General features: G+C 73.7%; 26 protein-coding genes, 1 tRNA gene and 1 other RNA gene. 8 read left to right on the plus strand and 20 right to left on the minus strand.

What is annotated here, in order from left to right; translation table 11 throughout:
* From BM093_RS06555 to BM093_RS06580, 6 genes are all read right to left on the minus strand, one after another.
* A partial coding sequence (locus BM093_RS06555; protein WP_143105283.1) for a helix-turn-helix domain-containing protein occupies nucleotides 1-215 on the minus strand: 215 nt, incomplete at its 3' end.
* A gap of 229 nt (nucleotides 216-444) precedes the next feature.
* A complete protein-coding gene (locus BM093_RS06560) occupies nucleotides 445-627 on the minus strand; it encodes a hypothetical protein (RefSeq protein ID WP_093338768.1) in 183 nt (60 codons plus the stop codon).
* Nucleotides 628-651: 24 nt separating this feature from the next.
* Nucleotides 652-1599, minus strand: a complete 948-nt coding sequence (locus tag BM093_RS06565) for an MFS transporter (protein WP_143105284.1) — start codon at nucleotides 1597-1599, stop codon at nucleotides 652-654.
* 34 nt (nucleotides 1600-1633) lie between these two features.
* Entirely contained in the window at nucleotides 1634-2056 is a 423-nt protein-coding gene (locus BM093_RS06570; RefSeq protein WP_093338774.1) for an arsenate reductase ArsC, read from the minus strand.
* Nucleotides 2053-3126: an ACR3 family arsenite efflux transporter gene (gene arsB, locus BM093_RS06575; protein ID WP_093338777.1), complete on the minus strand. Its 1074-nt coding sequence runs from the start codon at nucleotides 3124-3126 to the stop codon at nucleotides 2053-2055. The genes BM093_RS06570 and arsB overlap by 4 nt, the downstream gene beginning before the upstream one ends.
* Complete coding sequence (locus tag BM093_RS06580; RefSeq protein WP_093338780.1) at nucleotides 3123-3509, minus strand: ArsR/SmtB family transcription factor; 387 nt, start codon at nucleotides 3507-3509, stop codon at nucleotides 3123-3125. Before BM093_RS06580 ends, arsB begins: the two co-directional genes overlap by 4 nt.
* A 71-nt stretch (nucleotides 3510-3580) precedes the next feature.
* On the opposite strand from BM093_RS06580, the gene BM093_RS06585 reads away from it, so the two are divergent.
* Nucleotides 3581-4069 carry an ArsI/CadI family heavy metal resistance metalloenzyme gene (locus BM093_RS06585; RefSeq protein WP_093338782.1) on the plus strand — a complete coding sequence of 163 codons (489 nt, stop codon included), beginning with the start codon at nucleotides 3581-3583 and terminating at the stop codon, nucleotides 4067-4069.
* 76 nt (nucleotides 4070-4145) lie between these two features.
* Nucleotides 4146-4448, plus strand: a complete 303-nt coding sequence (locus tag BM093_RS06590) for a hypothetical protein (protein ID WP_093338785.1) — start codon at nucleotides 4146-4148, stop codon at nucleotides 4446-4448.
* 123 nt (nucleotides 4449-4571) lie between these two features.
* Here the strand turns inward: BM093_RS06590 and BM093_RS06595 are convergent.
* The 3 genes from BM093_RS06595 to BM093_RS06605 form a co-directional block, all read right to left on the minus strand.
* Nucleotides 4572-4644 (minus strand) — tRNA-Ala (locus tag BM093_RS06595).
* Between the two features lie 104 nt (nucleotides 4645-4748).
* Nucleotides 4749-5591 (minus strand): TrmB family transcriptional regulator, encoded by an 843-nt coding sequence (locus BM093_RS06600; RefSeq protein ID WP_093338787.1) that lies wholly within the window; start codon nucleotides 5589-5591, stop codon nucleotides 4749-4751.
* Between the two features lie 132 nt (nucleotides 5592-5723).
* Complete coding sequence (locus tag BM093_RS06605) at nucleotides 5724-6455, minus strand: FadR/GntR family transcriptional regulator (RefSeq protein WP_177238306.1); 732 nt, start codon at nucleotides 6453-6455, stop codon at nucleotides 5724-5726.
* Between the two features lie 157 nt (nucleotides 6456-6612).
* On the opposite strand from BM093_RS06605, the gene BM093_RS06610 reads away from it, so the two are divergent.
* Both BM093_RS06610 and BM093_RS06615 read left to right on the plus strand, forming a co-directional pair.
* Nucleotides 6613-7152, plus strand: a complete 540-nt coding sequence (locus BM093_RS06610; RefSeq protein ID WP_425439109.1) for a gluconokinase — start codon at nucleotides 6613-6615, stop codon at nucleotides 7150-7152.
* Entirely contained in the window at nucleotides 7149-8666 is a 1518-nt protein-coding gene (locus BM093_RS06615; RefSeq protein WP_093338790.1) for a GntT/GntP/DsdX family permease, read from the plus strand. Before BM093_RS06610 ends, BM093_RS06615 begins: the two co-directional genes overlap by 4 nt.
* 18 nt (nucleotides 8667-8684) lie before the next feature.
* Here BM093_RS06615 and yczR read toward each other — a convergent pair whose 3' ends face one another.
* Nucleotides 8685-10142: a MocR-like transcription factor YczR gene (yczR, locus tag BM093_RS06620; protein ID WP_093338793.1), complete on the minus strand. Its 1458-nt coding sequence runs from the start codon at nucleotides 10140-10142 to the stop codon at nucleotides 8685-8687.
* A 106-nt stretch (nucleotides 10143-10248) separates the two neighbouring features.
* Between yczR and yczE the strand changes: the two genes are divergently transcribed.
* Nucleotides 10249-10839 carry a membrane protein YczE gene (gene yczE / locus BM093_RS06625; RefSeq protein WP_218162696.1) on the plus strand — a complete coding sequence of 197 codons (591 nt, stop codon included), beginning with the start codon at nucleotides 10249-10251 and terminating at the stop codon, nucleotides 10837-10839.
* On the opposite strand, the gene BM093_RS06630 is transcribed toward yczE, so the two are convergent.
* Both BM093_RS06630 and BM093_RS06635 read right to left on the minus strand, forming a co-directional pair.
* Nucleotides 10829-11569 carry a DsbA family protein gene (locus BM093_RS06630; RefSeq protein WP_093338798.1) on the minus strand — a complete coding sequence of 247 codons (741 nt, stop codon included), beginning with the start codon at nucleotides 11567-11569 and terminating at the stop codon, nucleotides 10829-10831. The two genes, yczE and BM093_RS06630, sit on opposite strands and share 11 nt — an antisense overlap.
* The gene (locus BM093_RS06635) at nucleotides 11569-12120 is read right to left on the minus strand and encodes a MauE/DoxX family redox-associated membrane protein (protein WP_245773346.1); all 552 of its coding nucleotides are present in this window, start codon (nucleotides 12118-12120) and stop codon (nucleotides 11569-11571) included. The genes BM093_RS06630 and BM093_RS06635 overlap by 1 nt, the downstream gene beginning before the upstream one ends.
* A gap of 330 nt (nucleotides 12121-12450) precedes the next feature.
* Between BM093_RS06635 and BM093_RS06640 the strand changes: the two genes are divergently transcribed.
* The gene (locus BM093_RS06640; RefSeq protein WP_177238307.1) at nucleotides 12451-13191 is read left to right on the plus strand and encodes a VIT1/CCC1 transporter family protein; all 741 of its coding nucleotides are present in this window, start codon (nucleotides 12451-12453) and stop codon (nucleotides 13189-13191) included.
* Between the two features lie 6 nt (nucleotides 13192-13197).
* Here the strand turns inward: BM093_RS06640 and BM093_RS06645 are convergent, their stop codons facing one another.
* From BM093_RS06645 to BM093_RS06680, 8 genes are all read right to left on the minus strand, one after another.
* On the minus strand, nucleotides 13198-13389 hold the full coding sequence (locus tag BM093_RS06645; protein ID WP_093339333.1) for a ferredoxin: 192 nt from the start codon (nucleotides 13387-13389) through the stop codon (nucleotides 13198-13200).
* 76 nt (nucleotides 13390-13465) lie between these two features.
* Nucleotides 13466-13849: a transfer-messenger RNA gene (ssrA, locus tag BM093_RS06650) on the minus strand.
* Nucleotides 13850-13935: 86 nt separating this feature from the next.
* A complete protein-coding gene (locus BM093_RS06655; RefSeq protein ID WP_093338801.1) occupies nucleotides 13936-15180 on the minus strand; it encodes a saccharopine dehydrogenase family protein in 1245 nt (414 codons plus the stop codon).
* 154 nt (nucleotides 15181-15334) lie between these two features.
* A complete protein-coding gene (locus tag BM093_RS06660) occupies nucleotides 15335-16252 on the minus strand; it encodes an amidohydrolase family protein (protein ID WP_093338804.1) in 918 nt (305 codons plus the stop codon).
* Nucleotides 16253-16280: 28 nt separating this feature from the next.
* Entirely contained in the window at nucleotides 16281-16766 is a 486-nt protein-coding gene (smpB, locus tag BM093_RS06665; RefSeq protein WP_093339338.1) for an SsrA-binding protein SmpB, read from the minus strand.
* 34 nt (nucleotides 16767-16800) lie between these two features.
* On the minus strand, nucleotides 16801-17703 hold the full coding sequence (gene ftsX / locus BM093_RS06670) for a permease-like cell division protein FtsX (RefSeq protein WP_093338806.1): 903 nt from the start codon (nucleotides 17701-17703) through the stop codon (nucleotides 16801-16803).
* On the minus strand, nucleotides 17704-18393 hold the full coding sequence (gene ftsE, locus BM093_RS06675) for a cell division ATP-binding protein FtsE (RefSeq protein ID WP_093338809.1): 690 nt from the start codon (nucleotides 18391-18393) through the stop codon (nucleotides 17704-17706). It lies immediately after the preceding gene.
* A 52-nt stretch (nucleotides 18394-18445) separates the two neighbouring features.
* A complete protein-coding gene (locus BM093_RS06680) occupies nucleotides 18446-18958 on the minus strand; it encodes a MarR family winged helix-turn-helix transcriptional regulator (RefSeq protein WP_093338812.1) in 513 nt (170 codons plus the stop codon).
* 68 nt (nucleotides 18959-19026) lie between these two features.
* Here BM093_RS06680 and BM093_RS06685 point away from each other — a divergent pair, with 68 nt between their 5' ends.
* Nucleotides 19027-20265, plus strand: coding sequence for a multidrug effflux MFS transporter (locus BM093_RS06685; protein ID WP_093338815.1), 1239 nt, complete (start codon nucleotides 19027-19029; stop codon nucleotides 20263-20265).
* A 41-nt stretch (nucleotides 20266-20306) separates the two neighbouring features.
* Nucleotides 20307-21542, plus strand: coding sequence for an oxygenase MpaB family protein (locus BM093_RS06690; protein WP_093338818.1), 1236 nt, complete (start codon nucleotides 20307-20309; stop codon nucleotides 21540-21542).
* Nucleotides 21543-21547: the final 5 nt, after the last annotated feature.

The following is a 21547-nucleotide window of genomic DNA, read 5'->3' on the forward strand; positions in this document are numbered from 1 at the left end:
TAGCGGTAGACCGTGGAGGTGCCGACCCCGAACCCGCAGGCCAACTCGGCGTAGGTGTCGTTCTTGCGCAGGTGCGCGACCACCAGCAGCGCCTGGCGGCCGGCGGCGAGCTTGCGCCACCGGGTTCCACGGGCGGCGCGGTGTCCGCGCAGGAGATCGGCGAGCAGGTTGAGCGCGCGGCTGGACACGGTCATCCCAGACGGGTAGGACAGCACCTTGAAGCTCCTGGTAGGACGTGTTGATCTAGTCAATCGCCCGTCTACCAGGAGCTTCACCCATTCGAGGCCACGACACGCCGCAGCCCGCTGACCTGCTCATCCAGCAGGTTGGCAAAGGCTCACTGGCGAGCCGCGTCCGACGAGCGGCGCTGAACACTGCGCCGCTGGTCAGCAGTCCGGCGTAGTCCGTGGCCGTCCGTCGGGTGGCCGGTCGGTTGTCACTCAGTTAGTCACTCAGTGCGGGCCGCGCGGCTCCATCGGCCGATCGGGCGTAGAGCGCAACGCACGTCCAGGAGATGGCCGCGATGATGATGAATCCGACGTAGACGATGCCGATCCCGGCGACGGCGGCGAGGGCCGATGCTGCGATCGGCGCGAGAAGACCGGCGATGCCCCAACCGGTGAACACCCGGCCGTACAGGGCGCCGAAACGCTACCTCGGGACGATGTCGGACACGGCTGCGGGGGTGAGTGTCGACAGCGCGCCATACTGGGTCCCGAGCAAGAAGAGCGCTACCAGGGCGAGCAGACCGTTCACTCCGACCGCCAGCGGGATGCAGGCGACGACGAGCAGTGCCGAGTTCGCGTGCAGCGTCGTGCGGCGTCCGATTCGGTCCGAAGCCGGTCCGGCTGCCAGGCGTCCGACGAAGTTGCCGACGTTGAGCAGGGTCACTGCCACCGCGACGGCGGCCGTCGACCCAGCGAGTTGGCCGGCATGTGCGAACGCTGCGAGCGCCGGTGCGCTCCCGAGCCCGAAGGCGAGCCACAGGGCGATGATCGGGCCACGCGGTGCCTGTCGGTCGTCCGGACGGGCCTCGGCTGTGGGCGCGGTGGCCGCTTGGGCGGGGAGCAGGACTGCTGCCACGACCAGGAGGAGACCGAGTGCGACGGCGAGCAGTGCGAAGGTCCAGCTACGACCGAGTGCGTCGAGCAGGGCGGCCGCGATGGGGGCGAGGATCGCGGTGCCGATCGCGTAGGCGCTCACGACCAGGCCGAGCGCCAGCCCACGACCGGTCGTGAACGTCCCGGCCACCCGCACCGCCGTCGCATAGCCGAGCCCTGTCGTGCCGCCGAGGACGATGCCGAACGACAGGACCATCACTGCGACCGAGGACGCCGCTGCGCTTCCGAGTAGCCCGGCGACGGTGCCGACCGCCGCGACCACGGCCATCCGACGCGGGGCGATCGAGTCGGCGATCCGGCCACCCACGAGCACGCCGGTCATGAACGCGGCCAGGCCGACGGAGAACACCGTGGTCAGCACGGTCGGTCCAGCGCCCAACTCGCGCTGCAGCGACGCGGTGAACACGTCCCAGGCGAACAGTGGGCTCACGGCCAGGTCGAGCAGCATCGCGCCGAGCAGCACGCGCCGTCTGCTCACCCGGTCCTCCGTCCGCCGGTCTGGGCTCTGCCGATCAGTGTTGCGGCTGGGCGGTGGCGGGGACGAGCTCGGCGAGCAGCTCGCGCACGCGGCGGTCGATCTCGTCGCGGATGGGCCGGATCTCGGTGGCGGGGCGTCCGGCGGGGTCGTCGAGCTGCCAGTCCAGGTAGCGCTTGCCGGGGAAGATCGGGCAGGCGTCCCCGCACCCCATCGTGATCACCACGTCTGAGGCCTGGACGGCGTCGGTGGTCAGCGGTTTCGGGAACGCCTGGTCGAGGTCGAGCCCGATCTCGGCCATCACCTCGCGGACGGCGGGATTGACGGTGTCGGCGGGCGCGGATCCGGCCGAGCGGACAACGACGGCGCCCTGGGCGTGGTGGTCGAGCAGCGCGGCGGCCATCTGGGAGCGGCCTGCGTTGTGCACGCACACGAACAGGACTTCCGGCGTGCTGCTCATGCGGGGTCCTTCCAGCGACGTCGGGCGGCGAGGGAGACGTAGACCAGGGCGACCAGGACGGGGACCTCGATGAGCGGGCCGACCACTCCGGCCAGGGCCTGTCCGGAGGTGACGCCGAAGGTGGCGATGGCGACGGCGATGGCCAGCTCGAAGTTGTTGCCCGCCGCGGTGAACGCCAGCGTCGTCGTACGGGCGTAGCCGAGCCCGATCCCCCAGCCAAAGGCGTAGGACCCGGCCCACATCAGCGCGAAGTAGATCAGCAGCGGCAGGGCGATCCGGGCGACGTCGAGCGGTTGCGAGGTGATCGCCTGCCCCTGCAGGGCGAACAGGATCACGATGGTGAACAGCAGCCCGTACAGGGCGAGCGGCCCGACCCGGGGCAGGAACCGCGACTCATACCAGTCTCGGCCGCGGGTGCGCTCCCCCAGACGCCGCGACAGGTAGCCGGCCACCAGCGGGATACCGAGGAACACCAGCACCGACCCGGCGATCTGCCACGGCGACACGTCCAGGTCCGTGGTCGGCAAGCCCAGCCAACCGGGCAGCAGATCGAGGTAGAACCAGCCGAGCGCGGCGAAGGCGATCACCTGGAACACCGAGTTCAGCGCCACCAGCACGGCGGCGGCCTCCCGGTCCCCGCAGGCCAGGTCGTTCCAGATGATGACCATCGCGATACAGCGCGCCAGCCCGACGATGATCAGACCGGTGCGGTACTCGGGCAGGTCCGGCAACAGCAGCCACGCCAGCGCGAACATCAGCGCCGGGCCGACAACCCAGTTCAGCACCAGCGACGCGATCATCAGCCTGCGGTCACCGGTGACGGTGTCCAGGCGGTCGTAGCGGACCTTGGCCAGCACCGGGTACATCATCACCAGCAGCCCGAGCGCGATCGGCAACGACACCCCCGCCACCGACACGGCGTCGAGCGCGGCGCCGAGGCCGGGGATCAGTCGTCCGGCGAGCAGGCCGAGTGCCATCGCGGCCAGGATCCACACCGGCAGCAGTCGGTCCAGCGTGGACAGCCGGGCAACGACCGGCGCCTCGGTGCCCGTCCCGGGTGCAGCGCTCACTGCGCGACTGCCGCGTTCTGAGTGGCTTCGCCCGGGACCAGGACGGCCGACAAGCGCCTGAGCACGTCGGGTTGGACGCGGTAGTAGATCCATGTGCCGCGCCGCTCGCCGCTGATCAGCCCAGCCTCGCGGAGCACCTTGAGGTGGTGCGAGATCGTCGGTCCGGTCAAGTCGAACACGTCGGTCAGGTCGCACACACACGCCTCACCACCCGCGTGGGACGCGATCAGCGACAGCAGCCGCAAGCGCACCGGGTCGCCCATCGCCTTGAACACCCGAGCCAGCTCGGCCGACTGCTCGCCCGTCAGGGGTTCGGCCACCAGCGGGGAGCAGCACCCGACCACCGCGGCCAGGTCCACGACCACCCGATCCTGCTTTGACATACGTCTACCTTGACAGCCGTCGAACCAAGGCGCAACCTTTGTATCGACCGTTATCGAATCAAGGAGTGGTCATGTCCCGAGTCCAGCTCGCACTGCGCGTCGCCGACCTCGAAGGGTCGATCGACTTCTACCGGTCGCTGTTCGGGGTCGAACCGGCCAAACGCCGTCCCGGCTACGCGAACTTCGCCGTTACCGAGCCACCGCTCAAGCTCGTCCTGATCGAGGGCCAGGAGGGCGAGCCCACCGTCATGGACCACCTCGGTGTCGAGGTCGAGACCACCGACGAGGTCAGCCAAGCCACCGAACGCCTCTCCGCGCTCGGACTGTTCACCCAGGTCGAGGGCGACACCACCTGCTGCTACGCCCTGCAGGACAAGGTCTGGGTCCACGGACCCGGCGCGGAACCGTGGGAGGTCTACACCGTCAAGGCCGACGCCCCGGACGCCACCTCCATCCACCCTGTCGGCGTCTCGCCCGAGGCGGCCGGGAGCTGCGAGTGCGGGCAACCGGTCACCCCCACGGGGAAGGCCGACGCCTGCTGCGCCACCAGCGCCAGCTGACGAGCACGGTTCGACTGGTCGCCTGCGGACGTCGCGCGAGACTCGCGGCCGATCCGCGGCGACCTACCGTGTCCGAGTGGCGATGACCGTGGACGAACTCGCGCAACCGCTCTACGTCGGCCCGGGCGACGCCCGCGTCACCCTCGGCACGCCCACCGAGGAGCCCGTCTCCGACGTCCTACCGGAGGGCCTCGGTGACGAGGTCCGGATGCTCCTCGGCCGGCACGGCGAGCGCACCATCCCGCAGTTGAGGAACCAGGCCGACAGGGACACCTGGCGCGAGGGAACCGGCTTGCGCAAGCCCGGCCGGTGCAGGAGCACGGAGCCATCGCGATGGACGAGATCTTTCCGGCCGACGATGACTTGGCTTGATGTCTGACGCGCGGATGGTCCCGGGGCCGGAGCGATAGACACTCAGTTGGTCACTCAGTTGGTCACTCACCGAGACCCGGCTCCGGACAAGAAAAAAGCCAGGACCTGAGTCCTGGCTGGTGAAGAAGGGTGGAGCTGAGGGGATTCGAACCCCTGACCCCTTGACTGCCAGTCAAGTGCGCTACCAGCTGCGCCACAGCCCCTTGCGACATGGAGAACACTACACGGCCCCGTTCAGCCGTCCGACGGGGGGTACCCCTCGGGTCCGACTCACCCGAAGCCGCAGCTCACCGCGGGAGCGGCGGGGTCAGCCGGTCTGCTCCCCCGGCCCCTCGCCGGAGGTCGGCATGTCGCGCAGCCGCTCGATGCCCGGGTCCCGGGCCCAGAACTCGGCGAAACCGTGCTCGGCGAACCGCTCGGCGACCAGGTGCATGGCGATGTCGTGGCGCACGTAGTCGACCGCCAGCAGCACGGCGGCGGGGTCGTCGGTGTAGAGCCCCCAGGTCTGCTCGCCGGTCAGCCCGCCGATCACCGCCTGGGCACGGTCGGCGACGACGACCAGCAGCCGTCGTCCCAGGTTCGCCTCGACGATCTCGGGGCTGGAGTAGCGGTGCTCGGTCGTCCAGCCGACCTGGTCCTGGTCTCGTCCGAAGACGACGGTGGAGACCGCGCAGCCGAGCTCCTCGGCGCGGCGGACGGTCGGCTTGAGCTCGTCGAGGTCCTCCGGCCAGCCGGAGACGAACAGCTCGTGCCGGGCCGCAGCGACGACGTCCTCGGCCCGGTCGAGCAGCGTCCGCCGCTCGGCCAGCGAGTGCACCAGCCGCACCTGGGTCGGTGACGCCAGCTGCGGCATCTCGTTCTCCAGCACCTCCAGGGTGCGGTCGAAGTCGCGGCGCATCCGCTCGAGCAGCGACGCCGGCGGCAGCGGGACGTAGCCCATTCCGTCGCCGGTGCGCACCTCGTAGGCGGCGCCGCGTCCCACCAGCTTGCCGAGGGTCTCGTACACCGTGCTGCGCGGGACACCGGAGCGCTTGGCCACCTCGTAGCCGTTCACCGGCTCCCCCGACGCCACCAGCGCGACGTAGGCCTTCGCCTCGTAACCGGACATACCGAGACGCTGCAGCTCCCCGGTCACGCGCAGCACGGACATTGCGAGATCTTCTCACTCGTTCGTCGCAGTCGTGCGACCCGGCAACTCCGCCACGGCCGCGGCGCCTCCACGGGCCCCGTGTCGGAGATCGATCGTGGACGGCCGCGCGCTACAGCGGCCCGCTCCCGATCATCAGGTTCGGGGATCCGGATCGGCGCCGACGACGTCGGCCATCGCCGCGGTGGCCTCGGCCAGGATCGCCCGCATCGCGGCCTCGGCCGCGCCGGCGTCCCCGGAGCGGACGGCGTCGGCGACGTCCCCGTGCAACCGGATCGCCGCGGGTTCGGGGCGGGCCGGCATGAGGTGGTGCCGGGTCCGCCCGGCGAGCACCTCGGCGACCACGCCGTCGAGCGCGGCGAGCATCTCGTTGCCGGACGCCGCGAGCAGCGTCCGGTGGAACCGCACGTCGGCCTCGAGGTAGGCCTCGAAGTCCCCGGAGCGGCCGTGCACCGCCATGTCCATCACCGCACCCACCAGCTCCCCGCACTGCTCGGGGGTCGCCCGGGACGCGGCCAGCACCGCGGCCACCGGTTCCACCCCTCGGCGCAGCTCGGACAGCGACCGCAGCTGGTCGTCGCGGTCCGGACCGTCGAGCCGCCAGCGGATCACCCGCGGATCGTGCACGTTCCAACGCTCGCGGGGCGCGACCGTCGTCCCGACCCGGCGGCGACTCTGCACCAGCCCCATCGACTCCAGCACCCGCACCGCCTCGCGCACCACGGTCCGGGACACCCCGTAGCGCTCGACCAGCTCGTCGGCGCGCAGCACCGTCCCGGGCGCGAGCCCGCCGCCGGCGACCAGCGCGCCGAGCCGGTCCAGGACGCCCGCGTGCAGCCCCGTCCCGCCACCGTCCGCCGCGTCCACGGGTCAATCCTCGCACCCGTTCCGGCCGTGGACGCTATTGAACATATCTGTATCGGTTTACTCTTGAATAAGTCATATCTATTTCGCACACTGGCACGCACCGCGACCGGGTACTCCGGGCCCGTCGGCCGGACCGCCAGCCACGAGGAGCCGTGCAGTGACGCAGCAGCAGAGCTCACCCCCCGCCCCGCCCCTGGTCGTCGTGATGGGGGTGTCCGGTTCCGGCAAGTCGACCGTCGGCGCGGCCCTCGCCGAGCGCCTCGGCGTCCCCTACATCGACGCCGACGATCTGCACCCGCCGGCCAACGTCGCCAAGATGCGCGGCGGGACCCCGCTCACCGATGCCGACCGGGCCCCTTGGCTGGACACCGTCGGTGCGGAGCTGGCCGGACACGCCCCCACCGGGCTGGTCGTCGCGTGCTCGGCGCTGCGCCGCGTGTACCGCGACCGGCTGCGGGACCCCGCGCCCGGCACCGTCTTCCTGCACCTCACCGGCGACCGTGACGTGCTCGCCGGGCGCCTGACCGGTCGTCGCGGGCACTACATGCCACCCACCCTGCTCGACTCGCAGATCGACACCCTCGAACCCCTCGAGGACGACGAGGCCGGGGCGACCCTGGACGTCGACCGCCCGGTCGAGGAGCTGGTGGCGGCCGGTGTCGCCGTCGTGACCGGGACGGGGGCCTGCCCGCGATGACCCCGACGACACTGGGCACCACCGTCCTCCTGGCCGCCGAGCAGGCCGAGCCCGTCGCGGGCCCCGGGCGGCTGCTCACCGCCGCGCTGCTCGGCATCCTGGTGCTGGTCCTGCTGATCACGCAGTTCTCACTGCACCCGTTCCTGGCACTGACCATCGGTTCGCTGCTGGTCGCCGGCGTCGCCGGGATGGCGATGGGCGACGCCGTCGACGCGTTCTCCACCGGCTTCGGCGACACCGCCGCCGACGTCGGCACCCTGATCGCGCTCGGGGCGATGTTCGGCAAGCTGCTCGCCGACTCCGGCGGCGCCGACCGGCTCGTCGACACGATCATCGCCCGCTCCGGGCCCCGGTCGCTGCCGTGGGCGATGGCCGCCGTCGGCGCCCTGATCGGCCTGCCGATGTTCTTCGAGATCGGCCTCGTCATCCTGATGCCGGTGATCTTCCTGGTCGCCCGCCGGGCCCAGCTGTCACTGATCGCGGTCGGCATCCCGGCGCTGGCCGGGCTGTCCGCGATGCACGGCCTGGTCCCGCCGCACCCCGGGCCGCTGGCCGCGATCGGCATCCTCGGCGCCGACCTGGGCATCACGCTGATGCTCGGCGTGCTGCTCGCGATCCCGGTGATCGTCCTGTCCGGACCGTTGTTCGGGAAGATCGCCGCGCGCTGGGTGGACGTCAGCCCGCCGGCACTGTTCGAGACGCGGGTCGCGAGCGCGAGCTCCGGCGCCGACGCCACGGCCGGGGCGGACGACGACACGGGGACCGCGGGCGGGGCGAGCCCCGACACGGAGAGCACCGACCGGGAGAGCACCGGCGGGGACGCCGGCACCACGGACGGGCCCACCCGCCGGCGCGGGTTCGCGACGGCGCTGCTGACCGTGCTGCTGCCGGTCGTGCTGATGATGGGCAAGGCGATCGCCGACATCGCGTTCGACGAGGGTTCCGCGGCCTACGCCGTGCTCGACTTCGTCGGCACCCCGCTCGTCGCGCTGCTGCTGTCGGTGCTGGTCGCGGTGTTCACCCTCGGCTCCGGCTCCGGGATGAGCCGCAGGTCGATCATGAAGTCCATCGAGGGCTCGCTGCCCCCGATCGCCGGGATCGTGCTCATCGTCGCCGCCGGCGGCGGGTTCAAGCAGACGCTGGTCGACACCGGCATCGGCGCGATGATCGCGAGCTGGGCCACCGGCGCCGGCATCTCCGCACTGCTGCTGGGCTGGCTGGTCGCCGTGGCGATCCGGCTCGCCACCGGGTCGGCGACCGTGGCCACGGTGACCGCGGCCGGGATCCTGGTGCCGCTGCTGCCCACTCTGGACCCGGCCCAGACCTCGCTGCTGGTCCTCGCGGTCGGCACCGGCTCGCTGTTCTTCTCGCACGTCAACGACGCCGGGTTCTGGCTGGTCAAGGAGTACTTCGGGCTCAGCGTCGGGCAGAACATCAAGACCTGGTCGATCATGGAGACGCTGATCTCGGTGATCGGGCTGGTGCTGGTGCTGCTGCTCGACCTGATCATCTAGTTCTCGGAGGGACCGGGGTCACACGAGGATCTCGGCGCGGGCCGGGTCCGCCGCCGCGGCGGGCCCGGCCACGTCGTCGGCGGCGCGACGCAGCCGCCGCACCGCCTCGGTGAGCACCGGCTCGGGATGGGTGAACGGGACGCGCAGCCGGTCGTCGAACGCGTGTCCCGCCCCGAACCGCGGGCCCGGGGCCAGGGTGAGGCCGTGCCGCGGGGCCACCGCCGCGAGGGCGGTGGAGACCGGGGCACCGAGGTCGCACCACAGCGCCAGCCCGCCGCCGGGGACGGTGCACCGCCAGCCCGGCAGCTCGTCGGCGAGCCGGGCGACCAGGTGGTCCCGCCGGGCCCGCAGGCGTCCGACCCGCTCCGCCCGGATCTCCTCGAGCGCGTCCAGCACCTCGACCGCGACCAGCTGCTCCAGCACCGGCGGCGCGATCTGGGAGCGGGCCAGCCGTCGTCGCACCCGGGCGGCCGGCTCGCGACCGGTCCGGATCCAGCCGACCCGCAACCCACCCCAAGCGATCTTGCTGAGGCCGCCGACGGTGACGACGCCGTCCTCGGCCGGTGCGTGCGCCGCGCACGGCAGCACCGGTCCGGCCGCGCCGTCCAGGTCCAGCTCGGCGAACGTCTCGTCGACGATCGCCACGGCGCCCTGGCGGGCCAGCCGCGGCAGCAGCCGGGCGCGGGCATCGTCGTCGAGGAACCGTCCGGTCGGGTTCTGGAAGTCGGCCATCAGGTACGCGGCCCGCGCGGCGGTCTGCCGGGCCGCGCGCGGCAGCGCGACCTCGGCCGCGTCCCGCTCGACGGCCACCGGGACCGGGCGGGCACCGGCGTCGGCCAGCAGGTCCAGCGCCGCCGGGTAGGTGGGGTGCTCGACGAGCACCCGGTCCCCCGCCCCGGTCAGCTCGGCCACCGCGAGGTGCACGGCGTGCAGCGCCCCGCCGGTGACGACGATCCGGTCCGGGTCGGTCGGCACGCCGCGGGCGCTGAAGCGGTCCGCGATCCGCTCGCGCAGCGCGGGCAGCCCGCCCGGGGCGTAGCCGTGCCCGGCGAGCTCGGCCTCGAGCCGCTCGGTGGCCCGGCCGACGAGCCGGGACAGCCCGTCCGGCGCCGCGGGCGCGGCGTGCGCCAGGTCGAGCACACCGCCTCGGGCCGGGCCGGGTGCCCAGACCCCGTCCACCCGGGAGCGGCCGTCCGGGAGCCGTACCCAGGTGCCCGAGCCCTGCCGGGCATCGGCCCAGCCGTCCTCGCGCAGGTCGCGGTAGGCGCGGGTGACCGTGACCCGGCTGACCCGCAGCTGCGCCGCGAGCGCCCGCTCGGCGGGCAGCCGGGTGCCCGACGGGAGCCGTCCGTCGCCCACCAGCACCCGGACCGCGTCGGTCAGGGTGCGGTACGCCGGGCCGCGCCCGCCCCGCACGTCACCGCACAGCTCGGCGAGCCGGACCGCCCCGATGCCGTCCACCGCCACCCCGATCATCAGGCCACTCGTACCGGATTGGCCCGATGACGCCGGGCCGTTGCGTCGGGCAGCATGCCATTCCGTGACGCTCTCCCGCGACGGTTCCCGCTGGTCGCTCGCCCGGATGCCGCGCCGCGGACGGCGGCTGAGCCAGCTCGTACTGGCCCTGCTGGCCTACGCGTTCTCGATGGCGATGATCATGCGGGCCGGGCTCGGCTCGATGCCGTGGGACGTGCTGCACCAGGGCCTCGCGCTGCGCACCGGGCTCTCGATCGGCACGCTGACGATCCTGGTCGGCGTCGTCGTGCTGCTGCTGTGGGTCCCGCTGCGGGAACGGCCGGGGATCGGGACGGTCGCGAACGTCGTCGTCATCGGGCTGTCGATCGACCTCGCGCTGGTGATCGTGCCCGACCCCGATCTCCTGGCCGCCCGGATCGGGCTCGCCGCCGCCGGCATCGTGCTCAACGCGGCGGCGACGGCCGCCTACATCGGCGTCGGCCTCGGGCCGGGCCCGCGGGACGGCCTGATGACCGGGCTCGCGGCCCGCACCGGCCGGTCGGTGCGGCTGGTACGGACCGCGATCGAGGTGACGGTGGTGCTCACCGGCTGGCTGCTCGGCGGCACGTTCGGGGTGATGACGGTGGCCTACGCGCTGGGCGTCGGCCCGCTGATCCAGTGGTTCCTGCCCCGGGTCACCGTCCGGCTCACCCGTTGATCGCGTTCGACAGCCAGCCCGAGTCGTTGATGTCGATCTTCGTCCCGCCGACCAGCACGGTCGGGGTGCCGAACCGGCCACCGGGCGCGACGGCCGGGTCGGCGGCGGCCGCATCGGTCGCGTCGGTCATCGCCTGCGTCTCGGCCTGGCGGGTCACGCAGCCGGCGAAGTCACCGGTCGCGCCGAGCTCGGTCCCCAGCGCGGCCAGCTCCTCGACGGTCTTCCCCGCGGCCCCCTCGGCGGGCTGATCGGCGTAGAGCCGCTCGTGGTAGGCCGGGAAGATCCCGGCATCGGCCGCGCACAGGGCCGCGTTCCCGGCCCGGCTGGAGTACCCGGGCGGAGCCGAGCGGTCGTCCAGGATCGCGATGTGGTGGTACTGGACCTTGGCCTTGCCGTCGTTGAGCGCGGCGGTGATCTCGTCGCCGTAGATCTGCTCGAACTGCTTGCACGACGGGCAGAGGTAGTCCTCGTAGACGTCGACGGTGACCGGCGCGGCCGGGTTCCCCGCGGTGACGACGACGCCGTCGCGCGCGACCGGGTAGGTGGGTTCCACCGGCGCGGCATAGTTCTGCCACGCCACGTAGAGCCCCGCACCCACGGCGACGACCAGCACCACCGCGCCGATCATCAGCCCGCGCGCCGCACCGCCGGACTTCTTCGCCGGGCTGATCCCGGCCGCCTGCAACCGCGCCTGCGCGGCCTGACGGCGCTCCCGTTCGCTCCGTCCCATCACCACGTCCTTCCCGCGGTCCTGTCCGCGTCCACCGGCGCGGGCCGGGCGTCCCCCGGCCCGGACCGGGCATCGTGTCCACCGGCCGGCGGGTCCCAGACCCGGTCCAGCGCCAGCAGGGTGCGCGGGCGCACCACCAGCCACAGCGCGAGCGCCAGGAAGCCCAGGTCGCGCAGCAGGGTCAGCGGGTACTGCTCCTCGCCGGGCGGCACCGGGCCGCCCCCGCCGAAGCAGCCGCAGTCGATCGACAGCCCGCGCGCCCACGCCTGCACCAGTCCGGCCACGAAGCCGAGCAGCACCACGGCGCTCACCACGGCCGCCAGCCGGGTCCCGATGCCGAGCAGCAGCAGGCCCCCCAGCGCGAGCTCCAGCAGCGGCAGCACCGCGGCCACCACCGGGACGAGCGCGGCGGGCAGGACCCGGTAGGCGTCGACCGCGACCGCGGCCTGCAGCGGGTCGGCGAGCTTCATCCCGCCCGAGACCAGCCAGACGGCGGCCAGCGCGCACCGCACGGCGGTACCCACGAGGTCCGGCAGTCGGGCGGGCGTCACGACCGCAGAGCCTATCCAGACCGGCCGCGGCACCGGTTCACACGGTCGGGCGCCGCGCCGGGGCCGGACGTGCTCGCGGGCGGCCTCCTGCGCCGACAGCGCGTCCGGATCGGACGACCGGTCCATCGGGGCCACGGCCCGCTCCGTCCGGTGGCCGGCCTCGTGCCGCTCCCGGTGCCGGTGCGCGTCGTCACGGGGCGTGCCCTCGCGCCGGTGCCGGGCCGCGCACGGACCGCGCGCCGGCCGGCCCGGGCAGGCGATGCTCACCTGACCCGAGCGATGCCTGCGCGGGCTGGGTCGGTGCAGGTCAACGGCCTATCGTGAGCCGGTATGAGGGACCGGGACCTGGATGCGGAGCTGTCCGCCGAGCTGGCCGCGCACCGGCACGACCACCGGCACCGGGACGTGTCCGGCGGGTGGCTGCGGGCGGCGACGTTCGGCGCGATGGACGGCCTGGTCACCACGATCGCGCTGATCGCCGGGGTCGGCGGCGGGGGCGCGGACCGCGAGATGATCGTGCTGACCGGGCTGGCCGGTGTCGTCGCGGGGGCGTTCTCGATGGCGCTCGGCGAGTTCGCCTCCGTCGGTACCCAGAACGACGCGGTGCAGGCCGAGGCCGACGTCGAGCGCGACGAGCTGGCCCGCCACCCCCGGGCCGAGCAGTACGAGCTGACGCAGGCGTTCCGCGACCTGGGGCTGTCCGAGCCGACCGCGGCCGCCGTGGCGCGCGAGGTGCACGCCGACCCCGACCTGGCGCTGCGGGTGCACCTGAGCCAGGAGCTCGGCGTCAGCCTCGACGACAAGCCCTCGCCGTGGGTGGCGGCGGTGTCGTCGTTCGCAGCGTTCGTCGTCGGCGGGCTGGTGCCGCTGGTGACGTTCCTGCTCGGGTTCGGCTCGCTCGCGCTGGGCCTGGCCGTCGGCGGGGCCGGGTTGCTGGTCGCGGGCGCGCTGACCTCGCGCTTCACCTCGCGGACGTGGTGGGGCGCAGCACTGCGCCAGCTCGCGTTCGGCGCACTCGCCGCCGGGGCGACCTACCTGGTCGGCACCCTCATCGGGGTCACCGTCGGCTGATCGGCACTACCCGTCGACGGTGATCACCCGGGCCGGGCAGACGTGCTCGGCCTCCTTCACCGCGTCCCGGTCACCCTCGGCCGGGCTGTCGGTGAGCAGCTCGACGATGCCGTCGTCGTCCTGGTCGAACACCTCCGGGGCGGTGACGACGCACTGCCCGGCACCGATGCACAGGTCCTTGTCCACACTCACGCGCACGGGCGCCAGCATGCCAGCCGGCGCCGCCGCCGCACACAGGAAAAGGCCCCGTCCCGGATGTCCGGGACGGGGCCGCTGGTGGAGGTGCCGGGAATCGAACCCGGGTCCTCCGTCGGATCACGAGGGCTTCTCCGTGCGCAGTTCGCTCTGTCTCTGCTCGGATCCACCGGTCACGCGAACGAGCCGGTGTGACGATCCCAGCCGCTGTTGGATGTCCCCTGCGCTTCCGCGGCCGAACCGCAGGGTGAGTCCCCTAGCTGATGCCGGGAACCGGAGCGGGGACGCCTCCGGCCCGACAGCCCCTACCTGTTATCAGGCAGCGAGCGCGTAAGCGCTCTGCGGGGCAGTGCGACTGTTGTCGGCACTTATTTTTTTGCGACGCATGGTTAACGAGATCATCGTCGCCTTCCTCGGCACGCTTCACCTCGATCAGCGATCGGAGTCGAAACCGTTCACCCCCTGGTGGTGTGTCACCGCACGGACGTTCCCGCGCGGACACCCAGCATAACGCGCCGGCCCCGCCGGATCATTCCGGTTCCGGGTGTGTCAGACGGTGTCCACCTCGTAGGTGTGGCCCGCCGCGCGCAACCGGTCCACCAGCACGTCCCCCATCGCCGTCGCCGGGGTCAACGACCCGGCCCGGTCCGGGAGCGCGGACCCGCCGAGCGCGAGCGCCAGCCCGCTCTCCCCCAGCATCACCGCGGTCGCGGCGTAGCCGGGGTCGCCCGGGCCGGACACCCGCGCCCGGTAGCGCCGCCCCGACCCGGTGCTCGCGCGGACGTCCATCCGGAACCAGCCGTTCGCCCGCGTCCGCTCCGACGGGCCGGACCCCGGCGCCGGAAGCACCCGGTCGAGCAGCGGCCGCACCGGGGGCAGCGCGAACGCGCCCACCAGCAGGCCCAGCCCTCCGGTGACCGCGACCGCCGCGGCCGCACCCGCCGGGCCGCGCCCGCACCCCTGCAGCTCGCCGTAGCGCAGGCCGCGGCCGTAGGCGTGGCCGAGCAGCGCGTTGGAGCGGCGCACGATCCGGGTGTTGTAGGACGCCATCACGAACGGCGCCGTCCACACCCCGTCGTCCAGGCGGGCCGGCGGGCCCGCGTCGGACGGCTGGGCCGGCACCGGCTCGGCCGTACGGTCCGGGCTCAGCGTGTGCGGGTCGCCGGCCAGCCGGCGGGCGGACCTGTCCGCCCGGATGGTGTCGATCTGCCCGCGCAGCGAGTCGACCGTCCCGCCGGAGACCCCGCCGCGCATGGTCGCGACCGTGCGGACCTCGGTGAGCCCGCCGGCGTCGTCGGCCGCGGCGGCCGTGTGCGCGAGCCACACACCGAGGTCCGAGGGGATCGAGTCGTAGCCGCAGGAGTGCACGATCCGCGCACCGGTCGACTCCGCGATGCCGTGACAGCGGTCGATCGCGTCGCGGACGAACAGCACCTCGCCGGTCAGGTCGGCGTAGTGCGTGCCCGCCCGGGCGCACGACTCGACGAGGTGCCGCCCGTACTTCGCGTACGGCCCGACCGTGGTCAGGACGACGCGGGCGGACCGGGCGAGCCGGTCGGTCGCGGCCCGGTCGGTGGAGTCGGCGACGATCAGCGGCCAGTCGCGGGCCCGTTCGGGCAGCGCGGCGCGGGTGGCGGCGAGCTTGTCCGCGGAGCGCCCGGCCAGCGCGATCCGCACCCCGGCCGGCGCGTGCTCGGCGAGGTGGCGGGCGGTCAGCGCGCCGACGAAGCCGGTCGCGCCGTAGACCGCGATGTCGACCGGGTCGGCGGTCGGGTCCTGCTGCGGGGTCACCACGGGTCCTCCTCGGGTCGGGGCGGTCGGGTCGGGGCGGTCGCCCACCCGCCGAGATGCGGACGAGCGCGAGTTGTCGATCTCCGGACGACGCTGGTCCGCATCTCGGCGGGGACGGCGGCGGGTCGGCACCGCCGGGGGGCGGCGGGGACGGGGGTCAGGTGGTGGGGTGCACGCCGAGTACCCGGGCCGGGGCGTCGTGCAACACCGAGCGCAGGAAGTCGTGGCCGAGCCGCGGCTCGGCGGCGGCCCACTCGTGGATCGCGGCGAGCTGCTCGGCGTACGGGTAGGGGATGTTGGGGAAGTCGCTGCCGAGCACGATCCGGCCCGGGAACTCCGCCAGCCGGGCCGGCCAGTCCGGCGGCAGCGGCGCGATCCGCTCGCTGAACGCCGTGCCGACCATCGTCGTGTCCAGCACCACGTTCGGGTACCGCTCCAGCAGCTCCAGCGCGGCGCGGAAGTCCGGCATGCCCGCGTGGGCGAGCACGATCGGCAGCGACGGGTGCGCCTCGAGCACCTCGGCGAACACGTCCAGCCCGGTGTGCTCGCCCGGGATCGGGCCGTGCCCGCAGTGGACGACGGCCGGCACGCCGGCGTCGGCGAGCAGCCCCCAGGCGTCGCGCAGCTGCGGGTCGCGCGGGTCGAACGCGCCCACCTGGACGTGCACCTTCACCATCCGCGCGCCGGCCTCGACGGCCCGCCCGAGGTAGTCGGTCACCGACGGCTCCGGGAAGAGCGTCGCGGTGCGCACGGCGCGCGGGTGGGCGTCGGCGAACTCACCGGCCCAGCCGGTCAGCCACTCCCCCATCCCGGGCTTGTGCGGGTAGGTCAGCGGGGCGAACCGCAGGACGCCGAGCGCCTCGAGGCGCGCGTAGCGCTCCTGCTCGGACAGCTTGTACTGCACCGGCCAGGCCATGCCGTAGTGCGTCTCGGCCTCCTCGAAGTAGGCCCACACCTTGGCCAGCATGCGTTCGGGCAGGAAGTGCACGTGCACGTCGACCAGGCCGGGCAGGCCGAGCTCGGCCGTCCAGCGGGGGACGTCGGCGTCGTCGCGGGGTGGCGCGGGGAGATCCACACCGCCACCGTAGTGCCTGCCGGTCCGGTCAGCGCAGCTCGCGGGCCCGGCCCTTGGCCGCCCGGCCGACGGCGCGGGCCATCTCCCGCTCCGCGTCCTTCTTCGCCAGGTCGTGCCGCTTGTCGTGGGCCTTCTTGCCGCGGGCCAGCGCGATCTCGCACTTGACCTTGCCGTCGCTGAAGTAGAGCGACAGCGGCACCAGGGTCAGCCCGCCCTCGCGGGTCTTGCCCATCAGCCGGTCGATCTCCTCGCGGTGCAGCAGCAGCTTGCGGGTGCGGCGCGGCTCGTGGTTGGTCCAGCTGCCGCGGACGTACTTCGGGATGTGCAGGCCGCGCAGGAAGATCTCGCCGTCGTCGATCGTGGCGAACGCGTCCGCCATCGAGGCCCGGCCCAGACGGAGGCTCTTCACCTCGGTCCCCTTCAGCGCGACCCCGGCCTCGTAGACGTCCAGGATCGCGAAGTCGTGCCGGGCGCGGCGGTTCTGTGCGATCACCTTCCGGCCCTGTTCCTTCACGGTCGCCAGCCTACCCGCGCCGCGCATGCGGGAATCACACCTTCACGTACGCGCGCAGCGTCGCGTACCCGGTGATCCCGGCGACGACCGCACCGGCGGGCACCAGCAGCGCCGAGACGACCAGGACGTCGCCCAGCCGCACCGGTGGGACCACCCCGGCCTGCCCGATCGCGGCGAGCAGGTCGTCGACGACGGCGTACTTGGCGGCCACCAGACCGGTACCGGCCAGCGCCCCGCCGAGGGCGCCGGCGATCGCCGCCTCCACCAGGAACGGCAGCTGCGTGGTCCACCGGGTGGCCCCGACCAGCCGCATCACCCCGACCTCGGTGCGCCGGGTGAACGCCGAGACCTGCACCGTGTTGGAGATCAGCAGCACCGCGGCCAGCGCCTGCACCACGGCCAGCGCGAACGCCACGTTCCGCACGCCGTCGAGGAAGTCGAACAGCGTCCCGACGACGTCGCGCTGGTCGATCACGCCCCGCACCCCGGGGCGGCCCTCGACCGCGGCCGTCGCGGCGGCCGCACCGGCCTCCTGGTCGGTGAGCGTCACCCGCAGCGTCGCCGGCAGCGACTGCGGGCGGGCGACGTCGGCCACGGACTGCCCGGCGAACAGCTCGCGGAAGCGGGTGTAGGCCTCGTCCTGGGACTCGAAGCTCACCGCGCCGACCCCGGGTGCGGCCTGCAGCGCGGCCTGCAGCGACGCACACGTCGGGCCGGTGCAGTCCGGATCGGACCCCGAGACGTCCGCGGTGAGCGCGACCTGGATCTCGAGCCGGTCGGTGTAGAGCGCGGAGATGTCGTCGATGGTGCGCAGCACGAGCAGTCCCGCGCCGACCGACATCAGGGTGACGGCGGTGGTGAGCACCATCGCCACGGTCATCGTCACGTTGCGGCGCAGGCCCTCGGAGACCTCGCGGGTGAGCAGTGCCGGGCGCATCTAGCGGCCCACCCCGTACACCGCGCGGGCCTCGTCGCGCAGCACCGCGCCGTCGCCCAGCTCGATCACCCGGCGCCGCATCGCGTCCACGATGGAGTCCTCGTGCGTGGCCATCAGCACGGTCGTCCCGCCGCGGTTGATCCGTTCCAGCACCTGCATGATCCCCCGGCTGGTCTCCGGGTCGAGGTTGCCGGTCGGTTCGTCGGCCAGCAGCAGCGGCGGCCGGTTCACCGACGCCCGCGCGATCGCGACCCGCTGCTGCTCGCCGCCGGAGAGCTCGTGCGGCATCCGCTCGGCCTTGCCCTGCAGACCCACCATCTCCAGCAGCTCCGGGACCGCGGCGTCGATCTCGGAGCGCTTGCGGCCCAGCACCTCGAGCGCGAACGCGACGTTGCCGGCGACGGTGCGCTTGGGCAGCAGCCGGAAGTCCTGGAAGACGCAGCCGATCCGCTGCCGCAGCTTCGGCACCTTGCGCCGGGCCAGCTTCGCGACGTCGAGGCCGTCGACCCGGATGCTGCCGGCGGTGGGAACGTCCTCGCGCAGCAGCAGCCGCAGCAGCGTCGACTTGCCCGACCCGGACGGCCCGATGAGGAACACGAACTCGCCGGCGTCGACGGTCGCGCTGATCTTGTCCAGCGCCGGACGGCCGGACGCCGGGTAGCGTTTGGTGACGTCCCGCAGCTCGATCACGGAGCGGGACGGTACCGCCGCCCCGCGTGCACAACCCGTGACGACACGCCCGTCAGGCCGGAGGGTGCGCCCCGTGGTCGCCCCGGGCGTCGAGCGCACCGGCGAGCCGGGTCAGGGCGGGCACCGCGGCGCGCAGCGTGCCGGCGTCGGCCTCCGGGAGCTCGGCGAGCGCGCGCTCGATGCCCTGCGCCCACGCGGCGTCGAGCAGGGCGCGGTGCCGGCGCGCCCGCGCGGTCGGGTACAGCAGCGCGCGGCGCCCGTCCGCCGGGTCGGAGCGGCGCTCGAGCAGGCCCCGCCCGGCGAGCGAGCGGACCGTGGTGCTGACGTTGCTGGCCTGCAGGCCGAGCACCCGCGACACCGCCGAGACCGTGCTGCCCGGGCGCGCCGACACGCAGCGCAGGACCTCGACCTCCGAGCCGGTGATCGCGTCCAGTCCGGCCGCGCGTTCGCCGACGCTGCGCAGCACGCGGGAGAGCTCGTGCACGGCCGACGCGAGCGGGGGCCACGCGTCGGCCAGGTCGCCGCCGTGCGGGTCGCCGCCGTGCGGGCGGTCGATGTTCGTCACAGCCGCTAGATTACCGGATAATTTATATCTACTTTTATAGCTACTTGTGCCCTGACCCGAGGAGCGGAATGTCCGGCCCCACCCACGCCACGACCCCGCCCGCGGACGCGCCGGTGACCCGCTCCGGGCGCCGCGTCCCGGACGGCGTCTGGATCAGCGTGCTCGCGCTGCTCACCGCCGTGGCCCCGCTGGCCACCGACATGTACCTGCCGGTGCTGCCGCAGGTCGCGACCGAGCTGGGCGCGACGGCCTCGGCCGCCCAGCTCACGCTCACCGCGTTCCTGGTGGGCCTGGCGACCGGCCAGCTGGTGATCGGCCCGCTGTCCGACGCGTACGGCCGGCGCAGGCTGGTGCTGGCGGGCACCGTGCTGCTGCTGCTGGCGAGCGTCGCGAGTGCGCTCGCGCCCTCGATCGCGGTGCTGGTGGCGGCCCGGTTCCTGCAGGGCTTCGGCGGCGCGGCCGGTGTCGTCCTCAGCCGCGCGATGATCTCCGACCGGACCACCGGCGTGCGCACGGTCCGGCTGTTCTCGATCATGATGGCGATCAACGGGATCGCCCCGGTGCTGGCCCCGATGGTCGGCAGCGCGCTCGCCGGCCCGGTCGGGTGGCGCGGCATCTTCGTCGTCCTCGCCGGGCTCGCGGTGCTGATGCTGGTGTCCTCCGCGCTGGTCGTGGGCGAGACGCTCACGCCGCAGGCCCGCGCCACCGGTGGGCTGCGCCGCGCGTTCGTCGACATGGGCGCCCTGCTGCGCCGGCCGCGGTTCGTCGGCTACCTGCTCGCGTTCGCCTGCGCGTTCTCGATGATGTTCGCCTACATCTCCGGCTCGCCGTTCGTGCTGCAGCAGACCCTGGGCCTCTCGACCACCCAGTACGCGCTGGCCTTCGGCGCGAACGCGGCGGGGCTGACCCTGGCGAACATCGTCAGCGGCCGGCTGGCCTCCCGCATCGCCCCGCGGCGGATGCTGGTGAGCGCGGTCGGGATCCTGGTCGTGCTCTGCACCGCGCTGACCGTCGTGACGCTGCTGGGTGCCGCCCGGTGGCCGGTGCTGGTGTTGCTGTTCGCGATCCTCACCACCCTGGGATTCGTGATGGGCAACGGCGCGGCGCTGGCGACCGGGGAGGTCCGCGACCGGGCCGGCGCGGGCTCCGCGCTGCTGGGCGCCACCCAGTTCGGGCTCGGCGCCCTCGTCTCGCCGCTGGCCGGGTCGGACCCGGTGGCCATGGCCGTGGTGATGCTCGTGGCAGTGTCGCTGTCGGCGCTCGCGCTGGCCGCGCTGACCCGCGGACCGCGCGCCACGGCGCACTGAGGCGGAACCGGCGCGGCCGGGGGGAGCGGGGCGGGAGCAGCGTGCACCGAGGCAGTACCGAGGATCGGGTACCGACCGCGTTCCGGCTCGGCGGGCCCGCCGCCCGGCTGGACCGATGGCTGCGGGCCCGCACCGGACACGGGGTCCACCCGACGCCGGGGCAGACCCGGGCGGTCACCGACGAGCTGTTCACCGCCGATCCCGCCGCGGAGCGGTTCGTGGACGAGGTCCTCGGTGAGCGGGGCGGCCGGGCGATGTTCGACGCGGCGCTCGGGCCGGCCGGGGTGGCCGCCGTGCCCGACGCGCCGGCGGCGTTGCGCGAGCTGTTCGCCGGGTTCGAGCGGATCCCGGACTGGGTGCGCCCCGACCTGGTCGAACGCGGCGCCGCGGTCTGGCGGCGCTGGGGGACGATGCTGTTCGCCGTGGCCGGCAGCACCACCCTGGAGATGTACACCGAGGCCGCGGTCGCCACCCCACTGTCGCTGTCCGGCGGTTACGCCGGTGACAACGCCCGCCGCCGGTTCTTCGAGACGGTCCGGTTCTGGATCGACGTCTCCGAGCCCGGCGCGCTGTTCACCCCCGGCTCGACCGGGCGGGCGACGGCGATGCGGGTGCGGGTCATGCACGTCGCGGTCCGCCGCCGGGTCGCCGGCCACCCGGAGTGGGACACCGACCGCTGGGGCGTCCCGATCAGCCGGACCTGGCAGGCGATGACGCTGCTCGGCGGCAGCGTCGCCCCGGCGCTGGCGCTCTGGCCGCTGGGGCACCTCACGAGCCCGTCGGAGATGCGGGCGCTGCTGCACTTCCAGCGCTACCTCGGCCACCTGCTCGGGGTGGACCCGCGCTGGTTCCCCGAGACGGTCGCCGACGCCGTCCGCCTGCTGCTGCTGGTGTTCGCCGCGCGGTCGCGCGACTCCGGGGCGCACGGTGCCGAGCTGATCGAGTCCTTCCCGGCCGGGTTCGCCCCCGCCCCGGGGCTGACCGGGCCCGCCCGGTGGCGTGCGGTCTACACGCACGGCGTGCATGCCGGGTACGCCTGGCTCTGGATGGCGCGGGGGACCTGGCGCGCGCACCGGATGCCCGCGCCCTGGCCGTGGATCGCGGTGCCGCTGCTGCGGGCGCCGCTGGTCGCCGCCGCGGAGCTCACCGGGCACCTGGTCCCGCCGGTGCGCCGCGCCCTGGAACGCCGCGGCGCCCGGCACCGGGAACGCTGGTACGCCCGCTACGCCCGCGGTCACGTCGCGGCCTACGAGGCGACCTCGGGACTGCGCCGCTGACGGGA

This window comes from Pseudonocardia ammonioxydans (assembly GCF_900115005.1).
GTDB classification, from domain to species: domain Bacteria; phylum Actinomycetota; class Actinomycetes; order Mycobacteriales; family Pseudonocardiaceae; genus Pseudonocardia; species Pseudonocardia ammonioxydans.